Source organism: Polynucleobacter sp. MWH-Jannik1A5 (assembly GCF_018881795.1).
GTDB lineage: Bacteria > Pseudomonadota > Gammaproteobacteria > Burkholderiales > Burkholderiaceae > Polynucleobacter.
The window spans coordinates 591,628-615,759 of record NZ_JACVPQ010000001.1; the positions used below are offsets into that span (position 1 = coordinate 591,628).

The 24,132-nt window shown below is 44.0% G+C and carries 22 protein-coding genes; 13 read left to right on the plus strand and 9 right to left on the minus strand.

What is annotated here, in order from left to right; genetic code table 11:
• Entirely contained in the window at nt 1-975 is a 975-nt protein-coding gene (gene secF, locus ICN23_RS02905; RefSeq protein WP_216230839.1) for a protein translocase subunit SecF, read from the plus strand.
• On the opposite strand, the gene ICN23_RS02910 is transcribed toward secF, so the two are convergent.
• Together ICN23_RS02910 and purB are read right to left on the minus strand one after the other, a co-directional pair.
• Nucleotides 972-2,333 (minus strand): 3-deoxy-D-manno-octulosonic acid transferase, encoded by a 1,362-nt coding sequence (locus ICN23_RS02910; RefSeq protein WP_370624749.1) that lies wholly within the window; start codon nt 2,331-2,333, stop codon nt 972-974. The two genes, secF and ICN23_RS02910, sit on opposite strands and share 4 nt — an antisense overlap.
• Nucleotides 2,330-3,709 carry an adenylosuccinate lyase gene (gene purB, locus ICN23_RS02915; protein ID WP_215347678.1) on the minus strand — a complete coding sequence of 460 codons (1,380 nt, stop codon included), beginning with the start codon at nt 3,707-3,709 and terminating at the stop codon, nt 2,330-2,332. Before purB ends, ICN23_RS02910 begins: the two co-directional genes overlap by 4 nt.
• Before the next feature lie 95 nt (nt 3,710-3,804).
• Here purB and ICN23_RS02920 point away from each other — a divergent pair, with 95 nt between their 5' ends.
• Nucleotides 3,805-4,419, plus strand: a complete 615-nt coding sequence (locus ICN23_RS02920) for a glutathione S-transferase N-terminal domain-containing protein (RefSeq protein ID WP_216230840.1) — start codon at nt 3,805-3,807, stop codon at nt 4,417-4,419.
• Between the two features lie 66 nt (nt 4,420-4,485).
• Here ICN23_RS02920 and mnmA read toward each other — a convergent pair whose 3' ends face one another.
• On the minus strand, nt 4,486-5,598 hold the full coding sequence (gene mnmA / locus ICN23_RS02925) for a tRNA 2-thiouridine(34) synthase MnmA (protein ID WP_216230841.1): 1,113 nt from the start codon (nt 5,596-5,598) through the stop codon (nt 4,486-4,488).
• A gap of 178 nt (nt 5,599-5,776) precedes the next feature.
• Here mnmA and ICN23_RS02930 point away from each other — a divergent pair, with 178 nt between their 5' ends.
• The 4 genes from ICN23_RS02930 to ICN23_RS02945 all read left to right on the plus strand — a co-directional run bounded on the left by ICN23_RS02930 (nt 5,777) and on the right by ICN23_RS02945 (nt 9,569).
• Complete coding sequence (locus ICN23_RS02930) at nt 5,777-6,907, plus strand: Re/Si-specific NAD(P)(+) transhydrogenase subunit alpha (RefSeq protein WP_216230842.1); 1,131 nt, start codon at nt 5,777-5,779, stop codon at nt 6,905-6,907.
• A 25-nt stretch (nt 6,908-6,932) separates the two neighbouring features.
• Nucleotides 6,933-7,271 carry a proton-translocating transhydrogenase family protein gene (locus ICN23_RS02935; RefSeq protein ID WP_011903634.1) on the plus strand — a complete coding sequence of 113 codons (339 nt, stop codon included), beginning with the start codon at nt 6,933-6,935 and terminating at the stop codon, nt 7,269-7,271.
• Between the two features lie 33 nt (nt 7,272-7,304).
• Nucleotides 7,305-8,672 (plus strand): NAD(P)(+) transhydrogenase (Re/Si-specific) subunit beta, encoded by a 1,368-nt coding sequence (locus ICN23_RS02940; protein WP_216230843.1) that lies wholly within the window; start codon nt 7,305-7,307, stop codon nt 8,670-8,672.
• Nucleotides 8,673-9,014: 342 nt separating this feature from the next.
• Nucleotides 9,015-9,569 carry a hypothetical protein gene (locus tag ICN23_RS02945; RefSeq protein WP_216230844.1) on the plus strand — a complete coding sequence of 185 codons (555 nt, stop codon included), beginning with the start codon at nt 9,015-9,017 and terminating at the stop codon, nt 9,567-9,569.
• A 15-nt stretch (nt 9,570-9,584) separates the two neighbouring features.
• On the opposite strand, the gene ICN23_RS02950 is transcribed toward ICN23_RS02945, so the two are convergent.
• Nucleotides 9,585-10,298: a hypothetical protein gene (locus tag ICN23_RS02950; RefSeq protein WP_216230845.1), complete on the minus strand. Its 714-nt coding sequence runs from the start codon at nt 10,296-10,298 to the stop codon at nt 9,585-9,587.
• 388 nt (nt 10,299-10,686) lie between these two features.
• Between ICN23_RS02950 and ICN23_RS02955 the strand changes: the two genes are divergently transcribed.
• A complete protein-coding gene (locus ICN23_RS02955) occupies nt 10,687-11,148 on the plus strand; it encodes a DUF5672 family protein (RefSeq protein WP_216230846.1) in 462 nt (153 codons plus the stop codon).
• A 350-nt stretch (nt 11,149-11,498) separates the two neighbouring features.
• On the opposite strand, the gene ICN23_RS02960 is transcribed toward ICN23_RS02955, so the two are convergent.
• Nucleotides 11,499-12,338 (minus strand): alpha-1,2-fucosyltransferase, encoded by an 840-nt coding sequence (locus tag ICN23_RS02960; RefSeq protein ID WP_216230847.1) that lies wholly within the window; start codon nt 12,336-12,338, stop codon nt 11,499-11,501.
• Between the two features lie 88 nt (nt 12,339-12,426).
• Here ICN23_RS02960 and ICN23_RS02965 point away from each other — a divergent pair, with 88 nt between their 5' ends.
• Complete coding sequence (locus tag ICN23_RS02965; RefSeq protein WP_216230848.1) at nt 12,427-13,260, plus strand: hypothetical protein; 834 nt, start codon at nt 12,427-12,429, stop codon at nt 13,258-13,260.
• A 13-nt stretch (nt 13,261-13,273) separates the two neighbouring features.
• Nucleotides 13,274-14,077, plus strand: a complete 804-nt coding sequence (locus ICN23_RS02970; protein WP_216230849.1) for a DUF5672 family protein — start codon at nt 13,274-13,276, stop codon at nt 14,075-14,077.
• Between the two features lie 83 nt (nt 14,078-14,160).
• On the opposite strand, the gene groL is transcribed toward ICN23_RS02970, so the two are convergent.
• Both groL and ICN23_RS02980 read right to left on the minus strand, forming a co-directional pair.
• Nucleotides 14,161-15,813, minus strand: a complete 1,653-nt coding sequence (gene groL / locus ICN23_RS02975; RefSeq protein WP_216212525.1) for a chaperonin GroEL — start codon at nt 15,811-15,813, stop codon at nt 14,161-14,163.
• 28 nt (nt 15,814-15,841) lie between these two features.
• On the minus strand, nt 15,842-16,132 hold the full coding sequence (locus ICN23_RS02980) for a co-chaperone GroES (RefSeq protein WP_072582790.1): 291 nt from the start codon (nt 16,130-16,132) through the stop codon (nt 15,842-15,844).
• Nucleotides 16,133-16,448: 316 nt separating this feature from the next.
• On the opposite strand from ICN23_RS02980, the gene ICN23_RS02985 reads away from it, so the two are divergent.
• The 4 genes from ICN23_RS02985 to dacB are packed head-to-tail and all read left to right on the plus strand — an operon-like array spanning nt 16,449 to nt 21,908.
• Entirely contained in the window at nt 16,449-17,291 is an 843-nt protein-coding gene (locus tag ICN23_RS02985; protein ID WP_216230850.1) for a diguanylate phosphodiesterase, read from the plus strand.
• The gene (locus tag ICN23_RS02990; protein WP_215347694.1) at nt 17,291-17,914 is read left to right on the plus strand and encodes a response regulator transcription factor; all 624 of its coding nucleotides are present in this window, start codon (nt 17,291-17,293) and stop codon (nt 17,912-17,914) included. Before ICN23_RS02985 ends, ICN23_RS02990 begins: the two co-directional genes overlap by 1 nt.
• Nucleotides 17,915-17,920: 6 nt before the next feature.
• The gene (locus ICN23_RS02995) at nt 17,921-20,353 is read left to right on the plus strand and encodes an ATP-binding protein (protein ID WP_255532683.1); all 2,433 of its coding nucleotides are present in this window, start codon (nt 17,921-17,923) and stop codon (nt 20,351-20,353) included.
• A gap of 25 nt (nt 20,354-20,378) precedes the next feature.
• Nucleotides 20,379-21,908 (plus strand): D-alanyl-D-alanine carboxypeptidase/D-alanyl-D-alanine-endopeptidase, encoded by a 1,530-nt coding sequence (dacB, locus tag ICN23_RS03000; RefSeq protein WP_216230851.1) that lies wholly within the window; start codon nt 20,379-20,381, stop codon nt 21,906-21,908.
• Here dacB and ICN23_RS03005 read toward each other — a convergent pair.
• Both ICN23_RS03005 and ICN23_RS03010 read right to left on the minus strand, forming a co-directional pair.
• Nucleotides 21,854-22,942 (minus strand): L-threonylcarbamoyladenylate synthase, encoded by a 1,089-nt coding sequence (locus tag ICN23_RS03005; protein WP_216230852.1) that lies wholly within the window; start codon nt 22,940-22,942, stop codon nt 21,854-21,856. The two genes, dacB and ICN23_RS03005, sit on opposite strands and share 55 nt — an antisense overlap.
• 2 nt (nt 22,943-22,944) lie before the next feature.
• On the minus strand, nt 22,945-24,129 hold the full coding sequence (locus ICN23_RS03010; RefSeq protein ID WP_216230853.1) for a 5-(carboxyamino)imidazole ribonucleotide synthase: 1,185 nt from the start codon (nt 24,127-24,129) through the stop codon (nt 22,945-22,947).
• Nucleotides 24,130-24,132: the final 3 nt, after the last annotated feature.

A 24,132-nucleotide genomic window follows, 5' to 3' on the forward strand; every position in this document is an offset into this window, starting at 1 on the left:
ATGGAATTTTTCCGCATTAAAAAAGATATTCCTTTTATGCGCCATGCATTGGCGCTCAATGCAATTTCTTTAATTACCTTTTTAGCAGCAGTCTTTTTCCTCTGGCATAACGGCCTACACCTCTCCATCGAATTTACTGGTGGTACGGTCATGGAAGTCAGCTATCCACAAACTGCACCGCTAGATTCGATTCGCTCTAAAGTTGAGAAACTTGGCTACGCAGATACGCAGATTCAGAACTTTGGTAGCTCGCGCGATGTCATGATTCGCCTACCATTGCAAAAAGATGCTGAAGGTAAGGTAATCTCATCAGCCGATCAAAGTAATGCGGTGATGCAGGTATTAGATCCCGCCACTACTGGCGTGAAACTTCAACGCGTCGAATTTGTTGGTCCGCAAGTGGGTCAAGAGCTCGCATTTGATGGCATTAAGGCTTTGATCTTTGTGATCATTGGCATTGTTGTGTACCTATCCTTCCGCTTTGAGTGGAAGTTTGCGCTTGCAGGCATCATTGCAAACTTGCATGACATTGTCATCATCTTGGGTTTCTTTGCCTTCTTCCAGTGGGAGTTTTCTCTGTCGGTATTGGCAGCAGTCCTAGCGGTTCTCGGCTACTCAGTAAACGAATCTGTGGTGATCTTTGACCGTATCCGGGAAAACTTCCGCAAATACCGCAAGATGAACACCCGCGAGATTATTGATAATGCAATTACTAGCACGATCAGCCGTACTGTTATTACCCACGGCAGTACTGAGATGATGGTTTTGGCAATGCTCATTTTCGGCGGTCCAACGCTCTTTTACTTTGCCTTGGCACTGACAATTGGTATTTTGTTCGGCATTTACTCTTCAGTCTTCGTTGCCGCAGCACTAGCAATGTGGCTTGGTGTTACTCGTGAAGATTTGGTGAAAGGCGATAAAAAGCCAGATGACGAAGCTCGTAAAGACGACCCTAACTACGGGGCGCGGGTTTAAGTCAGTAATTGAGTTTGTTGATCAAGTGCGGCTAAGATTTTCTTAGTTGCACCTTGATGTTTCACTGAGTATGCCTTCGCCGCTTCGCTCATTCTTCTAAGCTCAGCCGTATTTAAGAGCAACTCTTTCAAAGATTCCATTAGGGCAATTGGTTCGGTTAATAGTAACTCGCCCTTGACTCGCTTAGCTGCCCCACTATCAATCGCATCTAAGGCGGCCTGCTGAAAGTTATAAGTGTGCTCACCCAATAAAACAGGACACCCAGCGGCACAGGCTTCAATAAGATTTTGACCTCCAAAAGGAAGTAGGCTTCCGCCCATCAATACCAAGTCCGAGGCACTGTAATACATCGGCATCTCACCCATGGTGTCGCCCAGAACAACATCTAAAACATCACACTCACTCGGAATACCTGACCACTCGCTACGTTTACGAAACTTTAAGCCAGCGCTATTAATCTGATCAGCTACTTCAGTAAAGCGTTCCGGATGGCGTGGCACTAGACATAACAAGGGAGTTATAGGGAAGGTGTTGCTTAACAGCAAATCATTCCAAGCTTTAAGAATGATGGCCTCCTCGCCATCACGGGTACTTGCGGCGCATACCATTAAGCGATTATCTGCGTGTATGCCCTGTTGCCAAACCTTACCTTGCTCTACAAGAAAAGAATCCAATGGGACATCAAACTTCAGATTGCCCACAATCTGCACATTTTGAACACCCAAGCTGCGATAACGCTGTGCATCAAATTCAGTCTGAGCCAAGATACCTGCAAAGGCTTGAAACAACGCGCGCCCCGCTTTGCCAAAACGATTCACACGACGCGCGCTACGCTCTGATAAACGGGCATTAACCAAAAATAGAGGTAAACCAATTTCTTTACAACGAAAAACGACTGTTGGCCATGCTTCGGTTTCCATAAATAGGCCGAGCTTTGGCTTAAAGGTCTTCAAGAAGTGTTCTACAGCCCAACATATGTCATATGGCAAATAGACTTGTCGAATTTGTCCAGAGGCGATCTCTTTCGCAAATAATTGCTTACCAGTGCGGCGTCCATTCAATGTCATGTGGGTAAGGAGAATTGATTCGCCTCTAGCCAAATAAGCATCAATCAGCGGCTGTGCAGCTCGGGTTTCGCCTACTGATACCGCATGAATCCAAATAGACCTTTGAGTAATGGGCTTGCTGTAGCCAAAACCCAGTCGCTCCGGAATGTGATGCAGATAAGAAAAGGCATGACGTGCGCGCCAAGCCAATCGAACAAATGCTAACGGCAATAAGAGATGCCATAACAATTGATAAACAGCAAACCAGATCCGGGGACGTACCCCGTATTCTGAATTGGTAGTCAAACTCACTTTTTCAGACGTTCGGTCAATTCGACCGCCTTACCTAGATAAGAAGAGGGGGTCATCTCCAACAAGCGTGCTTTTGCATCCTCAGGAATCTTCAAGCCACGAATAAAGGTTTGCAAATCAGCTTGATTAATACCTTTGCCACGAGTCAATTCTTTTAACTGCTCGTAGGGGTTCTCAATGCCATAACGGCGCATGACGGTTTGTACTGGCTCAGCCAATACTTCCCAACATGCATCTAAGTCAGCGGCAATTGCTGCAAGATTGACTTCCAGCTTACCAAGTCCACGCAGGGCGCTGTCATAAGCTAATACGCTATGACCAAAGGCTGGGCCCAAGTTACGCAATACGGTGGAATCAGTAAGGTCACGTTGCCAACGAGAGATTGGTAATTTTTCAGCAAGGTGACGCAGTAAGGCATTGGCAACACCTAAGTTACCTTCAGAATTTTCAAAGTCAATGGGGTTTACTTTGTGCGGCATAGTTGATGAGCCAATCTCACCCGCTTTAGTGCGCTGCTTGAAATACCCAACAGAGATATATGCCCAGAAGTCACGATCCATATCCAAGAGAATCGTATTGGCGCGAGCAATCGCATCAAAGAGTTGCGCCATACCATCGTGTGGCTCAATTTGAATAGTGTAAGGATTGAAGGTCAAACCTAAACGCTTCTCTACTACGTTCTTGGAGAAATTTTCCCAATCAAAATCAGGGTAAGCAGATAAGTGGGCGTTGTAGTTGCCAACTGCACCATTCATCTTACCTAGCAAAGGCACTGCTGCAATTGCATCGATCGCACGCTCTAAACGCTTAGCAATATTCGCAATTTCTTTTCCAAGAGTACTTGGTGAAGCAGGTTGTCCATGGGTACGCGAAAGAAGTGGAACCTTAGCGTGCTCAAGAGCTAAGTCAGTCAGAACAGAAAGTACTTTGCGAAGTTGCGGCAAAAGTACTTCATCGCGTGCGCCACGCAACATCAAACCATGTGAGGTGTTATTGATATCTTCAGAGGTGCAAGCAAAATGAATGAACTCACTAGCTTTAAGCAAATCAGGACGACCAGCAACTTTTTCTTTTAAGAAATACTCAACCGCTTTGACATCATGATTAGTAACCGCTTCAATATCTTTAATCCTCTGCGCATCCGCATCGGAAAAATTCTCAGGAAGAGATAGCAAGAAAGCTTCGTCAGCAGCATTAATTTTTGGCACATCAGGCAAACCAGCTGCAGCCAAAGCCAAAAGCCAATGGATTTCCACAAACACACGCTGGCGCATAAAAGCCGCCTCTGAAAGCCAGGGACGCAAAGCATCTAGTTTTCCGGCATAACGGCCGTCTAGAGGGGAAAGGGCATTAAGGGTAGAAAGCGGCTGACTCACGAATATTGCCTTTGCATTGAAGATGTCAATAAAAGCTAATTTTAATGCGTTTGGGAGTCCAGCAAACCTCAAATAGGATGGCTATACTTGATCCCATGAAACTTATCGGATCCCTCACCAGCCCCTATGTACGTAAAGTACGCATTGTTTTTAACGAGAAAAAGGTCGATGTTGACCTCGAATTAGAGAATGTTTGGGCCGCAGACACCAAAATAGGTGCCACAAACCCCCTAGGGAAGGTTCCTTGCCTTATTTCTGACGATGGGGATGCTATCTACGACTCCCGTGTAATCGCCGAGTACGCAGATGGCCTAAGCCCAGTCAGCAAGCTTATCCCTACTGACAACCGGGAGCGTGCCGCCGTTAAAACCTGGGAAGCCCTGGCTGACGGAATTATGGATGCCGGTATTTTGGCTCGTTTAGAGCGTACCTTGCGCCCGGCAGAGCAGCAAAGCCAATCTTGGTATGACCGCCAAATGGGCAAGATCGATGCCGCCCTTAGCGAGATGTCCGAGCAACTCGGTGAAAACCCATGGTGTCATGGCAATCAAATGACCTTAGCGGATATCGCCGTCGGTTGCGCCATTGGTTATTTATTGTTTCGCTTTCCTGAAGTGAAATGGCAAACGCAGCATCCAAACTTAGATCGCTTGTATCAGAAATTATTGCAGCGACCTTCGTTTATGGAAACTGTGCCGCCTGCTGCTTAATCAACTTTCAACTCAAATAAAAAGCCAATCAAAACTGATTGGCTTTTTTGTATCTGATGATCAAATTTATGCGGAGATAATTCCACCGCCTAAACAAATTTCACCGTCATAGAGAACAGCTGATTGTCCGGGTGTTACTGCCCACTGCGCATCCGGAAAGCTTAATTCAAAACTTTGCGCATCATTACCAGCAATTAAGGTGCAATCTGAATCAGCTTGACGATAACGCGTCTTAGCGGAATAGCTTCCAGGTATTGGTGCTGCACCAGATACCCAGCTAGCGTCCATTGCAGAAAGCTTGTGAGCCAATAGCCATGGGTGCTCGTGGCCTTGAGCTACATATAGAGTGTTATTCGGGATATCTTTACGGGCAACATACCAAGCATCACCATTACCATCCTGACTGCCGCCCAAACCAATGCCTTTGCGCTGACCTAAGGTGAAGAATGCTAAGCCCATATGCTCACCAACAGTCTTGCCCTCTGGCGTTTTAATGGGACCAGGTATACGAGGTAAATAGCGGTTTAAAAATTCTCTAAAAGGACGTTCACCAATAAAACAAATTCCAGTGGAATCTTTTTTCTTGGCGTTATGCAAACCAATTTTCTCGGCAATTTTTCTAACTTCCGTTTTAGGGATTTCTCCCAGCGGAAACATGACGTTTGCTAATTGCTGCTGCGTTAAACGATGCAAGAAATAACTTTGGTCTTTGCTCGCATCGACTGCTTTTAATAGCTGGACTTTTCCGCCCTCGTGATGCACGCGCGCATAGTGGCCTGTGGCAATCGCGTCAGCCCCCAAGCTCATGGCGTGATCTAAAAAAGCTTTGAACTTAATTTCAGCATTGCACAACACATCGGGATTAGGTGTTCGCCCTGCAGCGTATTCGCGCAAAAAATCAGCAAATACACGTTCACGGTACTCAGCAGCGAAATTGACGGCCTCAACGTCTATGCCGATCATATCGGCCACAGAAACCACGTCTAGCCAGTCCTGGCGAGCAGAACAGTACTCGTCGTTGTCATCGTCCTCCCAATTCTTCATAAAAAGGCCAATAACTTCAAAGCCTTGTTCCTTGAGCATCCAGGCGGCAACCGACGAATCTACCCCTCCAGACATGCCAATAACGACTTTCTTGGTCTGGGGCGATGGGATTGCGGAAGAATTGAGCGGGATCATCAAAAAATGCGAGAATTCAATATAAGCTGATAAACCCCATTGTAGAAGCCTTAAAGAAAATTAGTGCAATTCTAAGTGGGTCTGAAGGGCTTTATGTATAAGGGTATCTATATATACGCAATTGCGTATATATACATAAAATAGATTTTTTGAAAAATTTTGCTTTTGGAGACATGCCATGCGCATAGGAGTGCCACTGGAAACAAGGCCCGGGGAAACTCGAGTAGCCGCTACACCAGAAACCGTTAAAAAACTCATTGGCCAAGGTCATAGCGTCGTCATTCAAAAAGATGCCGGAGTAAAAGCCAGTCAACCCGATTCTGCGTATGAAGCTGTTGGTGCGACTATTGGTAGCGCAGCTGACGCATTTGGTGCTGAGATTGTTCTTAAGGTGCGCGCGCCTGAGGCGGCTGAGCTTAAACAAATTAAGTCTGGCGCAGTCCTCTTGGGCATGCTCGATCCATTTGATAACGACATGATTGCTGCGATGGCGGCTCAAGGCGTTACCGCATTCTCATTAGAAGCTGCACCACGTACAACACGTGCACAAAGCATGGACGTCTTGTCTTCTCAAGCCAATATTGCTGGATATAAAGCAGTGATGGTTGCTGCTAATGAATATCAACGCTTTATGCCAATGTTGATGACCGCTGCGGGAACTGTTAAAGCAGCTCGCGTTTTGATCTTGGGTGCAGGTGTTGCTGGTTTGCAAGCAATCGCCACTGCAAAGCGCCTCGGTGCTGTGATTGAAGCATCAGATGTTCGTCCTGCAGCTAAAGAACAAATTGAATCTTTAGGCGCTAAGTTTGTTGACGTTCCGTACGAAACCGATGAAGAACGTGAAATTGCTCAAGGCGTTGGTGGTTATGCCCGTCCAATGCCTGAAGCTTGGATGAAGCGCCAAGCAGCATTAGTTGCTGAACGCGCACAACAAGCAGACATCGTCATCACTACTGCATTAATCCCTGGACGTAAACCTCCGGTTCTATTGCACAGTGACACTGTGGCTAACATGAAACCAGGATCAATCGTGATTGACTTGGCTGCAGGCAAAGGTGAGAACGGTTCTGGTAACTGCCCTTTAACTCAGGCAGATAAAGTGATTGATGTGAATGGCGTGAAGATTGTGGGCTATACCAATTTAGCTAGCATGGTTGCAGCAGATGCATCCGCTCTCTACTCACGTAACTTGCTCGACTTTATGAAGCTCATCGTAGATAAAGAAGCGAAGTTGGTAATTCCAACCGATGACGACATTGTCACTGCTTGCTTAATGTGCCGTGATGGCCAAGCCATTCGCAAGAATTAATAGTAAAAAATACTAAGGAAATATTATGGATCTCGCTGCCTTTCAAAGCATCCTCACCGTTCAGAACATCACTGTGTTTGTGTTGGCTATTTTTGTTGGCTATCACGTAGTTTGGAACGTTACCCCTGCACTTCATACACCTCTTATGGCGGTAACCAATGCCATCTCCGGCATCATCATCGTTGGCGCATTGCTTCAAACTGAAGTCATCGGTGGCGATGAAATTACCCTCACCAGCATCATTGGTGCAGTTGCTGTATTTCTCGCATCTATCAATATTTTTGGTGGATTTATGGTCACCCGTCGCATGCTTGAAATGTTCAAGAAAAAAGCCCCTAAGGCTGATGCGGCTGGAACTAAATAAACCTAGAACAAGACCTATATAGAGACCAAAACTATGTCAAACATAACCGCTATTTCTTATCTCATCTCATCGGTGTTGTTCATCCTCGCTTTGCGTGGCCTGTCTTCACCAACCACTTCACGCCAAGGTAATACCTTCGGCATGATTGGCATGCTGCTTGCAGTGATCACAACATTCATGATTCCAGACTTCAAGCCTGTATTTTCATTAATCATTGTTGCAATCGTTGGCGGCGCTGTTATTGGCATCATTGCTGCCAAGCGTGTGCAAATGACCAAGATGCCTGAGCTGGTGGCCTTAATGCACTCCTTCGTTGGTTTGTCAGCTGTATTGATCGCGATTGCTGCGGTATTTAATCCTGCACACGACCATACTGGCGCACAAAAGATTGAACTCTTTATTGGCGCGTTTATCGGTGCCATTACCTTTACTGCATCTGTTATTGCATTCGGTAAGTTATCTGGTAAGGTCAGCGGCAAACCCGTGAGCTTTGCTGGCCAACATTTGCTCAATCTACTTTTAGCCGTCTCAATGGTTGGCGCTGGTATTGCCTACTATATGGGTGATAGCCATGCAGCATTCTTGGCAATGTGTGCGATCGCTTTGGTATTGGGGGTGACCTTGATTATCCCTATCGGCGGCGCCGATATGCCAGTGGTTGTATCGATGCTCAATAGTTATTCTGGTTGGGCAGCTGCAGGTATTGGCTTTACTTTAAACAACCCCGTATTGATTATTGCAGGTGCCTGCGTAGGCTCATCTGGTGCAATTCTGTCTTACATTATGTGTAAGGCGATGAACCGCTCTATTTTGGCTGTATTGCTTGGGGGCTTTGGCGCAGAAGCTGCTACAGGTGGCGGCGATGATGGCGGCCCTAAGAATTACAAAACAGGTTCGCCTGAAGATGCCGCATTCCTCATGGAGAACGCCGACACAGTCATCATTGTTCCTGGATATGGTTTAGCAGTTGCGCGTGCTCAACACGCTTTGAAAGAATTAACTGAAAAGTTAACTCACCATGGCGTTACCGTGAAATACGCTATTCACCCAGTTGCCGGTCGTATGCCTGGTCATATGAACGTTTTATTGGCTGAAGCTGAGGTTCCTTACGATCAAGTATTCGAGATGGAAGATATCAATAGTGATTTTGGTCAAGCCGACGTAGTCTTGGTGCTTGGTGCTAACGACGTAGTTAACCCAGCAGCTCGCACTCCAGGCAGCCCAATCTTTGGTATGCCAATCTTAGAGGCCTTTAAAGCCAAAACCATCATCGTTAACAAGCGCTCTATGGCTGCCGGTTATGCTGGCCTAGATAACGAACTTTTCTACATGGATAAAACCATGATGGTCTTTGGTGATGCGAAGAAGGTTGTTGAGGAGATGGTTAAGGCTGTTGAATAAACCAAGCTTCAGACTATTCTATTAAATAAAAAACCGCCTTCTGGCGGTTTTTTATTACACTTAACAAACTCCTCAATTTAGCTGTACTACCTTACGAGAATTTGCCATGCCGAATTTTATTGGGAATCATCTCAACATTGTTAAATATGCGCCCCTCATATTTTTTGCCTCTATCCTAATATTCTTATTGATAGGCTGGATTTTTGGGAAATATCGACTGCATACCTCAAATCAAGTAATCGTTCGAGATTCTTTGGCAGCCGCTATCTTTGGATTATCAGCCCTAGTTTTCGGCTTTGCATTTCGGGTGCAAATGATCATTTCGATCAACGTGTTAGTCTCATGCGCGCACAAGCGGATGCCATTACCCAAATCTACCAATCTAGTAAATACCTCGCTCCAAAAGACCAAATTGAGGTACGCAACTCCCTGAAAGAAATTCTTGAAGATCGTCTTGAGCTCTATATGGAGGTCAAGACATTCGCTGACCTAAATGTCAATATTGCTCGCCTAGGTAATCAGTTAAATGAATTTAATGAATTAATGGTATTGAGCATTCCTCGCGCACCAATTGGCACTAGAGAGTTGGCCGATAAGATCTTAAGGCCTCAAGCCGACCATCTAATGGAGGTTTTACGTGATGGCATGTTGAACGCTAGACATCATCCTCCACCGGTTCTTGAGCGCTTTCTATTTACCCTACTATCAATTGGCGCACTTTTAAGTGGCTATGCTATGGCCATTCAAAATGAAGAGGATTGGTTCTTAACCGCTCTTTACCTGGGGCTGATGGGATTTGCACTTTATGTGATTTTTGCCCTAGAGTTTCCAAATCAACTTTTTCCATATGAATCATTTAATGCAGACTTATTACGAGCACAAAAGCTACTGCAATAATCTCCTGATGGAAATCTATCTTCTTTGGTAGCTATTAGATAAATTGTCCTGCAATACGTAGGCAATACCATTAGCTACTAAAGAAAGATCTTGATCCAGTACGCGGCTTCGATAAGTCCAGCCAGCAGGCAACTTCAACTGCTCACTTAGTACGGGTAAGTCTTTCATATTCAAGTTGGGATTCACTATTTGTGCATATGACTGCATCACATAAACCTCGTCTACCGGTGAAGTGAGCTCATAAATAGTGCTACCGGCCCTATAAATAAAGTTGGTAGTGCGGGCAACTTCATTGGCCGTGTAGTTCTTGCTACCCATCAACTGTTTTAGCAAACTTAATTTTACTGTTGCTCGTAAATTCATCTCAATGCCGCCAAACATTTTTTTGACATCATTCACCGTATTTCCCGATGCTTGAATTTCATCCATCATCCAATAACGTGGACCATTGAGCAGAACAAATGAGGCATCATAAGAGTTGGCAATTGACTCTTTAGTTAATGCCTTCCACTGCGCCTCAGGACAAAGATTAAGGCCCTGAGTATTAAATACTCTCACTTCAAGCTTGAGCCAATCTCGCTTACCTATCAAAACCTCACAGTACCGCTGATTACGCAAGTTCGCTATAGTTTTTTCATAGGTTGGTGTTCCTTGGGTAGGAGTTTGAGCGCAAGCCTCGCCTATTGTCAGCAGAAGAGAGATTGCCAGAAATGCAAATGATTTTTTCATGGACTTACTGTACCAAATAAAAAACGCTCGGTCTTTTGAATCAGGCGTTTTGTTTCTACTGCAAACCAGCCGGAGAGGCGGGGTCATTACATCACGCCACCCATACCACGCGTGCCACCCTCAGATGATCTGAAAAATCTTGGATTTCCTGCAATCCTACACACCCAAATGCAATAGGCATTAGCCCCCCCATATAAAAGCGCTAAAGAATTAACCTTTCTTATGCATCATTCAAACAGCCTTAATTTATGTTAATTTCATCACAACAAAGCAGCTGCCTATTCATCGCATTAAGCCTGTAAAATTCTCACACTCTTCAAACTCTTTATTTCTTTGAATTATGGTAAAAATTTCTGCAGTGATTATTGACACTTACCCCGACAAAAAAATGTCGAATATTGCGATTAAGATGGTACAAAGACTAGAAAATCTAGAGACGATTCAAGTGTTTTCAGATGAGCAGCCCGACACTAATGAAAAGATTAATTTCATCAAAATTGATCCATTTTCAACTGCGAACGAGTATGGGCATATTCTATTTACACAAGTTCCAGCATTAATTAAAACCAGCCATTTTCTAGTATTTCAATGGGATGGCTTTCCATTGAATCCGCCATCATGGTCAGATGAGTTTCTGAAATACGACTATATTGGTGCGCCCAAGGGCTCATGGGTTGGAAATGGTGGATTTAGTCTACGTTCAGTGCGGTTAGCTAATAAAATTAATGAATTAGGCATCAAGATCAATCTTCAAAATCCTTACGATCAGCTAGAGGACCAATATATTTGCACTCATTATCGATCCCTACTTGAACAGCACGATATTCAGTTTGCTTTGTGGGCTAGCTAGTGATTTTGCATACGATGCTGGAAGCCATGGGCAATTTAAACCCAATGTATTTGGGTTTCATTACCCAGCAACATTTCCAATATTTTTCCAAGAATCTCAATTAATTGAGTTAATAGGGCCCATCCTAGCTAGAATGGGCTCGCCTCCAGCATTGCGAGATTTAATCCATAGTATTAGAGATCATGGCATGCAAAATTTATTGAAAGATATTTATACGAAACATATTTCTCATCCTAATATGGTCAAACTAAATCTTGTAGCCGAGGCTCATGATCCTTTAGGATCCCTAATTCAACTAAGGGAGAAATATGCTTTTCCAAAATAAAAGATTGGTGCTAAAAGCTGATCTTTTAATAAGGGAATTTGGAGTAGCTAAGACCAAGCGCATTCACCTCATCTACACACTCACTTGAGGTATAAAGCTTTCCATCCTGACTCATATAAAAAAATCCTTTTGTAATGCTCTCACCGGGCGCCCACCAACCATTACTTTGGTTATGCCTCATCCAATACTTGGGTGCAATTACAGTTTTGCAGTTTTTATTTAACCATGCGCCCCACCAGGAAAATGTAGAGTTTGCAATGATTAAGTATTTGGCATGGGTAATTAATAAAAAGTCTTCAGAAACACTAAAGTGATGTACAAGAAATTCAGGGAATAATTTGGCCGCCGCATCTACATCATCAGTAACAACAATAAATTTCAAATTACCATGCAACTTTTTCATTTTCTCAACTGAATTTTTCCAATAGTCCGGACCTAAGTAGACGTCTGGAATATCTTTATAGTCCCCGCCTCTAAAATTAATTACGCATACCTCATCAGCAAGGTTCAACTTTTCAATCAATTCAAGATTAGGATTTTTTAGGGAGAACCATTTTTGAATATTTGATTTATTTTCAAGGATATATCTTTCCGACTGAAAGAATCCAACTAGTTTTGTGAAATCTTGTAAGTGAATAATATTCGGGTTGTAAAACTGCGCCATAAAACTATTATGCATATAGCTATCGGTATATTGCATCTGTGTTTTATCATTCTCGACGCCAAGAGAACAGTCAAATATTTCTGACCCCAAAAAAGATCTGGGGATATGAAAGTCATATCCATTCTTCTCAGCAAGAGTACGACATACAGCATATTGCCACATATGATTTCCAAGGCGACCTATCATTTCCACGCTAATCATTACAATGTATCCCTAACTCAACCTATAATCATTGATAGCTTATCATTTACTTTCAAATCTTGTGATTTATGAAACCCATTAAACTCATATGAAAATAATAGACGCATTTATATTTTTCAATGAAATTGATACATTAAAGATTCGACTGAATCTTCTTTATGACAAAGTAGACCAGTTTGTTATATGCGAATCTAATACTACTCACAGCGGTCAAACTAAACCTTATAATTTTCTGGACCATCAAGGCGAATTCCTGCCATGGGCTAAAAAAATTACGTACCTCCAATATGAGCCCGATTTAACTCAATTTGATTTCTCTAAAAAAGAAAAATCTTATGATCCATCTTCAGCCTCTTGGCAAATCGAAACAGGACAAAGAAATTATCTTAGCCACTTTATCGACAACTTAGATTCTGCAGACATAGTCATTGTTTGCGACGTAGATGAAATATGGAATCCTACTTTTGCAGACTTTATTAGATCAGGCCAATACGATTTAGAAGCCGCCAGACTGGAAATGCAATTTCATCACTATTATTTAAATTGTGTTGGTATTAGCCAAAGTAACTCAAAATGGATTCATGCTTTTTGTGCTAAAGCTGCCTATCTCAAAAAAAATCCAAATATTTCCCAAATTAGGGTGGGAGAGCAGCTCCCTATTATTGCTGGCGTTGGCTGGCATTTCTCCTACTTAGGTGGAGCCCAAAAAGTATCTGAAAAAATTAGCGCTTTTGCGCATCAAGAAACTAACACTGCAGAAATAAATAACTTACTCCATCTAGAAAGTTGCATCAACCTTGGGGTGGATCACCTCGGAAGATCAGACCATGAGTGGGCCTTTCACCCAATCGGCTATTACCCGCCTGAAATTAAAGCAGAAATGGAAAAGTTTCCGCATTTAATCAAAAAAAGTTTGATTTAACTCATCCCTTTCAATGTCTGACTACTCATCACTTACGGTTACATCCATCTTTGGTCATAATGATGGCGCAGCTGCAATACCAGCAATCCTAAGATCAATGAAGGAACTTCCAGGAAGCAAGGGCCTCCTTCTATCACCCCAAAAACCAATAAATCTCCCATCCCAAATCGACTGGACTGAAATACTCCCTTTGGACTATCGCCAATACAGTCTATTTGTGATGTTCTCATTGCATAATTTTATTCTGACTGAATTTTGTTTAATTGTTCAGGATGATGGCTGGGTGATTAATGGAAAAAGTTGGAAAAAAGACTATTTTGACTATGACTATATAGGCGGGCCATGCCATGCTGCATTTGTTGGCAGCGAACTAGTTCCGGCTTATCAATGGGTTGGAACATCCAACCCAACTCCAATCGTGATTCAAAACGGTGGCTTAAGCTTACGCAGTAAAAAATTTCTCAAGGTCCCTAGCTGCCATGGTGCTTTATATTATTTTTCGGAGGAGCAAATTCTTCAAAATGAAGATGTACAGCTCACTGGAATTTACAGGCTTCAATTAGAAAAACTAGGAATTAGGTTTGCCCCAAATCACCTGGCTAAACAATTCTCTGTTGAGTATTTGGGGCCGATATTCCATGATGACCTTGATTTATCTAACCTCTTAGGGATGCACGGTCAAACTCGTAAACTCATTGATGAAAATACCATTCAAATCACCATCCCGAAAGATCAACTACAAAGCATACATAGGGAAGATGAGCTATTAAATTATCTATCGTCTGAGCTTAATTACAATATCAGCTATTCATCTTGAATTTACGACCAAATAAAAAACGCCCGGTCTTTTGAACCAGGCGTTTTTGTTTCTACAGCAAGCTAGCTGGAGAGGTAGAGCTATTACATCATACCGCCCATGCCACCCATACCGCCCATGCCACCCATATCAGGCATACCACCAGCACCAGATTCATCTTTCGGCGCTTCGGAGATTGCGCAATCAGTAGTCAACAATAGGCCAGCAACAGAAGCTGCATTTACCAATGCAGTTTTAGTTACCTTTGTTGGGTCAATAACGCCTTGGGCTACGAGGTCGCCGTATTCACCGGTAGCTGCGTTGTAGCCATTATTGCCTTTACTTGCCTGTACAGCATTAACAACCACACCTGCGTCTTCGCCAGCGTTGCTAACGATAGTGCGCAATGGCTCTTGCATAGCACGCAATACGATGCTGATACCAGCGTCTTGATCAGCATTGTCGCCTTTCAAGCCCTTGATTCCTTGCATTGCACGAATCAACGCTACGCCACCGCCAGGAACAATACCTTCTTCAACAGCTGCACGAGTTGCATGCAATGCATCATCAACACGAGCTTTCTTCTCTTTCATCTCTACTTCAGTAGCAGCGCCAACACGAATCACCGCAACACCGCCAGCCAACTTGGCTACACGCTCTTGCAATTTTTCTTTATCGTAGTCGCTAGTCGCTTCTTCGATCTGAACACGAATATTCTTCACGCGAGCTTCAATCGCTTTAGCATCGCCAGCACCGTCAATGATGATGGTGTTTTCTTTGCCTACTTCGATACGTTTAGCTTGGCCCAAGTGCTCAAGAGTTGTTTTCTCGAGTGTGAGGCCAATTTCTTCAGCAATCACTGTGCCGCCAGTCAAAATTGCGATGTCTTCCAACATTGCTTTGCGACGATCACCGAAACCAGGAGCCTTAACAGCACAGGTTTTGATAATGCCGCGGATGTTATTCACAACCAAAGTTGCCAAGGCTTCGCCTTCAACATCTTCTGCAATGATCAACAATGGACGGCCAGATTTGGCTACTTGCTCGAGTACTGGGAGCAAATCACGGATGTTGGCAATCTTCTTGTCAAACAAAAGAACATATGGGCTTTCCAGTACGGCAACTTGTTTTTCTGGTTGGTTAATGAAGTATGGAGAAAGGTAGCCACGGTCAAACTGCATACCTTCAACTACTTCGAGCTCGTCTTCCAAAGACTTGCCATCTTCAACAGTAATAACACCTTCTTTACCTACTTTTTCCATTGCTTCAGCAATACGCTGACCAATACTGTGGTCACTATTTGCAGAGATTGAACCTACTTGAGCAATTTCTTTAGTGGTTGTGCAAGGCTTGCTAATTTTGGCGAGCTCTTCGATTGCAGCTGTAACAGCCTTATCGATACCGCGCTTCAAGTCCATTGGGTTATGACCTGAAACTACATATTTCATACCCTCGCGGACGATGGATTGAGCCAAAACAGTAGCGGTAGTTGTACCGTCACCAGCGATGTCAGCAGTTTTAGAAGCAACTTCCTTCACCATCTGCGCACCCATGTTCTGGAGCTTGTCTTTGAGTTCGATTTCTTTTGCTACGGATACACCGTCTTTAGTAATCGTTGGTCCACCGAATGAACGCTCAATTACCACGTTGCGACCTTTTGGTCCCAAAGTTGTTTTCACTGCATTAGCAAGAATGTTTACGCCTTCGACCATCTTGGTGCGGGCGCTATCTCCAAATACAACGTCTTTTGCTGCCATGATTAAATTCCTCTCTTAGATGCCGAAATTACTTCTGTACAACAGCCATGATGTCGTCTTCACGCATCACGATGAGTTCTTCGCTGTCAACTTTTACTGTTTGACCTGCATATTTACCAAACAAAACGCGATCGCCTACCTTGACGTCAGGCGCGTTTAATTTGCCGCTGTCATCACGTTTGCCTGGACCTACTGCCAAAACTTCACCTTGATCAGGTTTTTCTGCAGCAGCGTCAGGAATGATGATTCCGGAAGCAGTTTTTGATTCTTGATCTAAACGCTTGATGATTACGCGATCATGTAAGGGACGCAAATTCATCTCTTCTCCTATGTTAGTAAGTGTTAACTATTTAAATAAACTATATAAATCAAAGCTTTAAAATCTCATTACACGGAGTTTTGGGGTAATTTAAGATTAAATGACCTTTTTAGCACTCGCGTGTAGGGAGTGCTGATTATATAGGTCTCATTCTCAGTATTTCAAGGGTGGATCACCATAAATTCTTTAAGGATTTAGCCCCTTTTTATAATTGGGAAAGGCTAGTAGGTCATTTCCTACAGATAAATCAGCCTAAAGCCCTTACCGCTCCAATCTGTCCTGCCTAGACTGGACAGTCACCGATTGGAGAATGCTGATGAGCCTGAAATCCCGGCTGTACACGCTTGTAAAGGCATGGAAGAACAAACCCTTCCACGAAGTACGAGACGCCTATGGCGACCCCTGGCTTGGCCTTAGCAGCCAAGCCCTCGAAGAACACCAATCCTGGTCTAAACGACAAGCGATTAGTCATGAACCCATTTTTAACTGCAAGGGAACAAAACTGACAGGATCTTTATTTAGACCGCTGCTGAATGCCTCAGACATGCAGCTATTACGCCTTTTTATGGAAGGTCTAGACACCGTTGCCTATTGGTATCGCAGTGGTCGCTTTATCCCCGGAATTCTGCCAATACCAACCCATGCCATAGCTTCAAGTGGCTATGTAGATGTAATGAGTGAATTGATTTTGAACTCCCGCTTACCGGTTGGCTTGTTGGCGATTGGTCTTCAATCCATTCCAGACTCCGCAAATGTTGATTCCTTTAAAGAAGGTTTGCTTCGCTTACGAAGACTTGGAGTCTTGCTGCATTTCTTAAATTTCTGCGGAAGTTCTGAGGAGTTGCATTGGATTGCTGAGATGCAATTGGACGGGGTTCATATTGATATGAGCAAAGTACGTGAACACGATCTAGAAAGTAATGCGCTCTCTCTGCTAAGGCAGTCACCTTACTCGCTAACACAAATTTACGCAAGGAATGTTGGCTTAGTCAAAGATTTGGAGAGAGCCTCAACCCTCATTGCTGACCACGCATATGGCGGAATCATGATGGCGCCAGTCAGCCGCCACCAAATGCTTCAAATAAATGATAGCCGTATCGCTAAAGCCATTTTTTCGCTGCACCCTCATCAACACCTAAACCCTAATGGAGACAAGTAATGAGAAAACGCGTGATGTTGGTAGACGACCATCCAGCAATGTTGATGGCGCTTAAAAGTATGTTGCAGGACCAGTTGTTATTTGAAATTGCGGGACAAGCTCAGAACGGCGAAGAGTGCCTTAGATCTATGAAGGAAGTAAATCCCAACATGGTGATTCTGGATTTGGATATGCCCAAGACCGATGGATTTGATGTTATTCGTCGCATCGGGCTGATGTATCCCGACGTTCGTATGCTGGTACTTTCCAGTATGGATGAGGCTGTATATGGCGGTAGAGTGCGCTCATTAGGCGGTCACGGCTTTGTTAATAAAACTGCAGGGGCAGATGTCATTTTGGCTGCCTGCGTTGCCATTTCTCAAGGCTATAACTTTTTTACTCATGGCAAAAATGGAAATAGCTCATTAAGTGACAACGATAAGCTCGCACTAATTTCTGATCGTGAATTACAGGTCATGAAATATCTAGGTAAGGGCAACACCAATCAACAGATATCCGATATGTTGCATATCAGCAATAAGACGGTGGCCACTTACAAGACTAGAGTCTTTGACAAACTTGGCATAAACAATATTGCCGACCTCATTTTATTTTGCCGCATGAACAACATTATCGAAAGCTAAACCAGCATGCGTCGATCTATCGCCCGTATTGCTTTTTTTATTCTCTTTAATGGGTTAATGAGCAACGCCAATGCCAAATTGCTGAATTCGGCTGAGCAAAGGTGGGTCGATGCACATCCTGTAGTACGTTTTAGCATTCATGAAAAGTACGCTCCTTATTTAGGACCTAATGAAAAAGGTGAGGTTGGTATTTTTCATAGTCTTTTGAGTAAGCTCAGTGAATTTACTAAGCAAGAATTTCTACCTAAATGGCGCAAGAGCGATCAGGAGGGTTTGCAACATCTCGCCAGCGGGGAAGTCGACTTCATTATTGATCCGCCAGCCCTGGATGACGAATATCTGAGGTTCGGCTCTCTATCAGAGGCAATCTTTTGGGGTCATGATGCCATTCTGACTAAGCGTTCAAAAAGCGATATGTCTATTGAACCCATCAATATTGCTTACTTCGATCGTGGCTATGAAAACCCACCATTACCCGCACACCCACAAGCCAAGATTTCTAGTTATGCGGATAACCTAATATTGGCCCTACTTAAAAATGATATTGAAGCGCTTGTCTTACCAATTCGACTTGCACAACGACTGATTCAAAGCGCATATGGTCAGCAATTGCAATTAAATGGTCTATATAGCCGCGAACCATTTGCATATCGCTGGCTTATTACCCATCAGAACGAGGCCTTACATGGAGTTCTTGAGAATTTTCTTAATCACTTGGATCCTATAGAGTCGCGCAATCTCTTTGCAATTCACTCAAGTGAAGATTTTGATCAAAATACAGACTCCATCCACTCAAAACTTGCCTGGGTGTCTGCCTTGACAGCTTTAATTGGCGGGATGATGTTGCTTTGGCATATGAAGAGAAAAAATCAACTGCATACACAAGAAACTAAAAGCCTCATGAACTCTAAAGAGCTTGCAGAAAAAGCAAATGCGGCGAAATCGTCATTTCTAGCTACGATGAGCCATGAAATTCGTACACCCATGAATGCTATCTTAGGAGTACAAGAGCTATTGCTCAATAGCCCACTCCCTAAAAATGAAAAAGCATTACTCAAAAGTGCCCATTCATCAGCCGAGTCACTCTTAGGTATCTTAAATCAGGTTTTAGATCTTTCCAAAATAGAAGCAGGAAAGCTGACTCTAAATTTAGAGCCCTGTTGTCTCAACACTTTAATTGACGATATTGATTCAGCATTCTCAGCCGTTGCCAAAATTCAAAATCTTACGCTTCACACATCAAAAGATTCTCGAATTGCACAAGTGCTGATGATTGACGCACTTCGGCTTCGGCAAATCCTGCAAAACCTCATTAGCAATGCCATTAAATTCACCGAGCATGGAGAAATTTATTTCTCCATTAGCGTTTTAGCAGATGACCATGCAGGGCAATTAATTGAATTTCGGGTAATTGATACTGGTGTTGGTATGGGATCTGAGGATATCGAGCTTGCTTTACAGGCATTTGAGCAAATTCCAGGTACTACTGAGCAACATAATGGAACCGGTCTTGGGCTCACTATCACCAATCACTTGGTTCACTCCATGGGCAGTCAGCTGTTTTTTGATAGTGCACCAGGATTTGGTAGCAATATTCATTTCTCAATAGCATTACCTCGCACCAGCATAGCCTCATCCAGACAGGAGTTAACAAGCAATCACACCCCTCCCTCCAAAAAACTAGTCTTTAGATCCCAGAATAAATCCAACCTCTCCCTACGTGCCCTAGTGGTAGAGGATCATCCCGCCAGTAGGCAAATTATTTCCTTGCAGCTAGAAGCCCTAGGTATTGAGGCCGTGGTTTGCGATAACGCACATACCGCCTTAGATTTAATTACTCAATCCAATTTCGACCTTTTACTTACAGATCAATCTATACCTGGCATGCAGGGCTCAGAACTGGCTAAGCGCATCCGCAATCTTGGACATCGCGATCTGGTGATCATCGGCGTGACCGCAGATATTTACGCGCTGGATTCACGCCATCAGTTCTTTGCTGCCGGCATGAATAGCGTCCTCATTAAGCCATTGAGTTTAATGATGCTAGAAAATGAATTAACACGCCACTTCTCAGTACAAGAAGTTTTTGAGGAGGATGTGCTAGACAGTCCTGACGGGGAATATTCATTTAATGTATTTGCAAACCTACTCAAACAAAATCCAGATCATATATTGGTCATTTTGAATGAGTTTAAAAAGGTTCATGATGAAGCTCTTGAAATATTACGAGGCAATCAATGTGATGAAGCGACTTTCACTGGCCTGGTTCATAAGGTAAAAGGCGGTGCCCACCTACTGCAGGCTAAATCGTTTATTCAGGCCTGTGCCGGGCTTGAGCAAAAGGGTAATTTACACCTCAGGATCGAAGAATTTACTCAATTACTGATGCAGCAAAATCAAATTATTGCGGGGTATCAATCTAAATACTCGGAATCCTAAATAAGGTGGGTTTATCCTATGAGGAATGCGCTCTTATTTTCTTTATTACCCCGCTTTAATAGCAGCCCTATTCTGGCTTGCCAGTTCCAGCGCTGCTGCAAATAATGCTGCTCCAATTGATATTCCTAAAGCAGTAACTAGCAGTCTTGAGCGTAACCAGATCCCCAAAGATGCCATCAGCATCTCAGTAATAGAGATTGAGACTGGACGCTCAGGAAAGCATATTTCTAAAAATATTCTAGGCTGGCGTTCGGAAGCGGTCATGAACCCCGCCTCAACGATGAAGCTGCTGACCACTTTGAGCGGCTTAGATATTTTGGGGCCTCATTATCGTTGGCGCACTAATATTTATACCGATGGAATTATTCGCCAAGGCACATTAAGAGGTAATTTGTATCTGCAAGGTACAGGCGATCCTAAGCTTATTCCTGAAGAGCTTGCTAAGATGATGAAGGAGCTACAAGGTCTTGGTATTCAAAAAATAGACGGTAATTTATTTTTTGACCGTAGCGCCTATGCACCGAGTGTCATGGAGCACAACACGATTGATGGCGAAGCCTTACGCGCCTATAACGTTCCGCCAGATCCACTGCTATACGCTTTCCGCACTCTCTCGTTTCAATTGAGTAAGTCACGCACCGCAGACTTCATTGATATCAGCTATACCCCCGCGCTCTCACAACTAAAGGTTGTGAATCAAATGCAGTTAGTAGATCGTGCCTGCGATAGCTGGAAAAGCAATATTCGCTTTAACTTAGAGCCTGAGGGAGCTAGCAGTACCGATCAAACTTTAATGGCCCAGTTCTCCGGAGCCTTTCCAAGCTCTTGCAAGGGCGTGAACTTCAACATTGTTGCTTTAGATGCCAACACTTTCTTAACCCAAGGCTTTGCGGCCGCCTGGGAGTTAGCGGGTGGCACTTGGACTAAACCTCCTATTGGCAAGGATGGCAGCGTACCACTGGCAGCTCGTCTATTACTGCAGTTCGAAGGCATTAAGCTGGCCGATGATGTTGTAGACATCAATAAATACTCCAACAATGTCATGGCACGCCAAGTTCTGCTCACACTTGCTCTCGAGAAAATGGGTAAGCCCGCAACAACTGCTAATGGCGATCAAGTCATTCAGAGTTGGCTCAAGCAAAACGGCTTAAATTTTACGGACTTGATTATCGAAAATGGGTCCGGTCTATCTCGCACTGAGGCTATCTCCGCGGAGCAAATGAACCAACTGCTCTTAACCGCTCGTAATCTTCCTGTAGCAGAAGTGTTTTATAACAGCCTCCCGATTGCAGGAACTGATGGCACCATGCGCAATCGTTTAATGGGTCAACTTCGTAAGTTTTTACATCTAAAGAAAAAGCCTGAAGCGAGAATTAAGACTGGCTCTCTAGTAGATGTGCGCGCAATCTCGGGCTATGTTTTAAGTAAATCCGGAAAGATGTACGCCGTGACTTCCTTTATTAACCACCCCAATGCCTGGAGAGGTCTTGAAGCACACGATCAGTTGCTAACTTGGTTACTGGAAGATGGGCCAGAACCAAAGCAAGCACGCTGAAGTCGGTCTCTAACACCGTCCCACTCCTCACCCGCTGGCGGCTCAGGGAATAAAATTAAGTCCCAGCCCTGTTGATCCAAATCACGCAATGAGCGATACAGACGACTAGCAAAAGAAGCGCTATCACTCGGAACTTCAACCTCTTCAAAGTGAGCAGAAGGATGCCCATCGTCACCCAAGGAAGAGTCAGAATCCCATACTGCTACAGCAACACGAGATTTAATGTCGGGAAATTCGCTTAAGGCATCCAAGACTCGACCGGGAGCATATAAACGCAAAGGTGTCGTTGGTGCGTAATGGGCTTTGAGACTTCCGGATACCTTAGGAAGCTCTTGCGCTGAATCTTGTAGTTCTCCAGGCAGATATACTTTTACACCCGTCTTGGCGAAGATCTCGCTTGGCGTAATTGCACCAGGCCTGAGCAACACTGCTTTATCGCCTGAAGACAAATCAATAATGGTTGACTCAATACCTACCTCACAATCACCGCCATCTAAAACCATCAAATCGAGCATGCCCTCAAATTCATGGCGAACATCTGCAGCACTGGTTGGCGACACTTTACCGAAGCGATTGGCTGATGGCGCTACAACGCCGCCCTTAAATTTACGCAATAGCTCTTTGGCAATAGGGTGTGATGGTGCACGAATTGCTACCGTATCTTGACCGCCAGTTAAAGCCGTTAAAACACTTTTATCTTTTTTGAAGACCAGCGTTAGAGGTCCTGGCCAAAATGCATTGATCAGCTTTAAAGCTTCTTCTGATACATCTCTTGCCCAAGGCGCCAATATCGGCACCCAATCTATCTGTGCCTGATCGAATTTATCTGGTGCAGCTAAGTGGACAATCAGCGGATGATTCGAAGGGCGGCCCTTGGCAGTAAAAATCTTCTTTATGGCTTCAGTATTTTTAGCATCTGCACCCAATCCATAAACAGTCTCAGTCGGAAAGGCGACTAGACCACCATCACGCAAAGTTTGCACTGCTTCGCTCATGACTGCGGAAGATTGCAGTGGCGTACTGTCGCTGGACATTTCTAGGGCTCGATCCCTAATTCGGTAGCAACGGCTGAGCAATTTTGGCGGGCTTCATTTAGAGCTTCGCCCAGGCAATTGATGTGACCCATTTTTCTGCCCATGCGAGGCTCAGACTTTCCATACAAATGCAACTTAGCATCAGGATGAGAGAGCACTTTATTCCAAGCGGGTTCCTTTGGTTGATCCTCGCTACCCTCGTACCAAAGATCGCCTAATAAGTTCAACATCGAGACTGGCGCTAGTTGACGTGTATCACCCAAAGGTAGGCGGGCCATTGCTCTCACTTGTTGCTCAAATTGACTGCTAACACAAGCGTCCATCGTGTAGTGTCCGGAGTTATGTGGGCGAGGAGCGATTTCATTAGCGACGATATCGCCATTCTTGAGAACAAAAAACTCAACACAGAGAACACCAACATAATCAATTTTGCGAATAAGCGCTTTTGCTGCTTCCACAATCTTTTTTTCTTGTGCGGGCTTTAATGATGGCGCTGGCACAGTAGAGGTGTGCAAAATACCATCACGGTGAATATTTTGTGAAACTGGATAAGCAACCACTGAATCATCGTATCCACGCACAACTAAGGCAGATACTTCAAAATCCAAATCCATGCGCTTTTCTAATACACAAGGAACCTTGCCTAATTCCGCCCAGGCAGCCGGCAAATCCGCTGCCGTATAAACAGTAATTTGACCTTTACCGTCATAACCCATACGAGCTGTCTTTAATATTCCTGGAAATAAATCGGCTGGAATATGGGCAATATCAGCATCATGTTCAACAACAGCATAAGGTGCTGGGCCAATATTTGTTTCTGACTTCCAGGTAGCTAGAAACTTTTTCTCAGCCACCCTGTTCTGCGCCAAGGAGACACAGCTGCTTCGTGGTGCGACAAATACACCCAAAGCCTCTAACTCATCTAAAGCTTGGGCAGGTACATTCTCAAACTCTGTGCTAACCGAGGGACAAAGAGCAGCCATTTCTTTTAAGGCAGCAGAATCTGTGTAATCAGCTCGAATGAATTTTTCTGCAATAGAGCCTGCTGGGCTATCAGCACCGGGATCTAAAACACAAACCTTATAGCCCATCGCTTGAGCCGCTTGTGTGAACATCCGACCCAATTGACCGCCACCTAATATTCCTAAATATGAACCCGGCAAAATGGGTTCCATGCGATCTGCCATGTA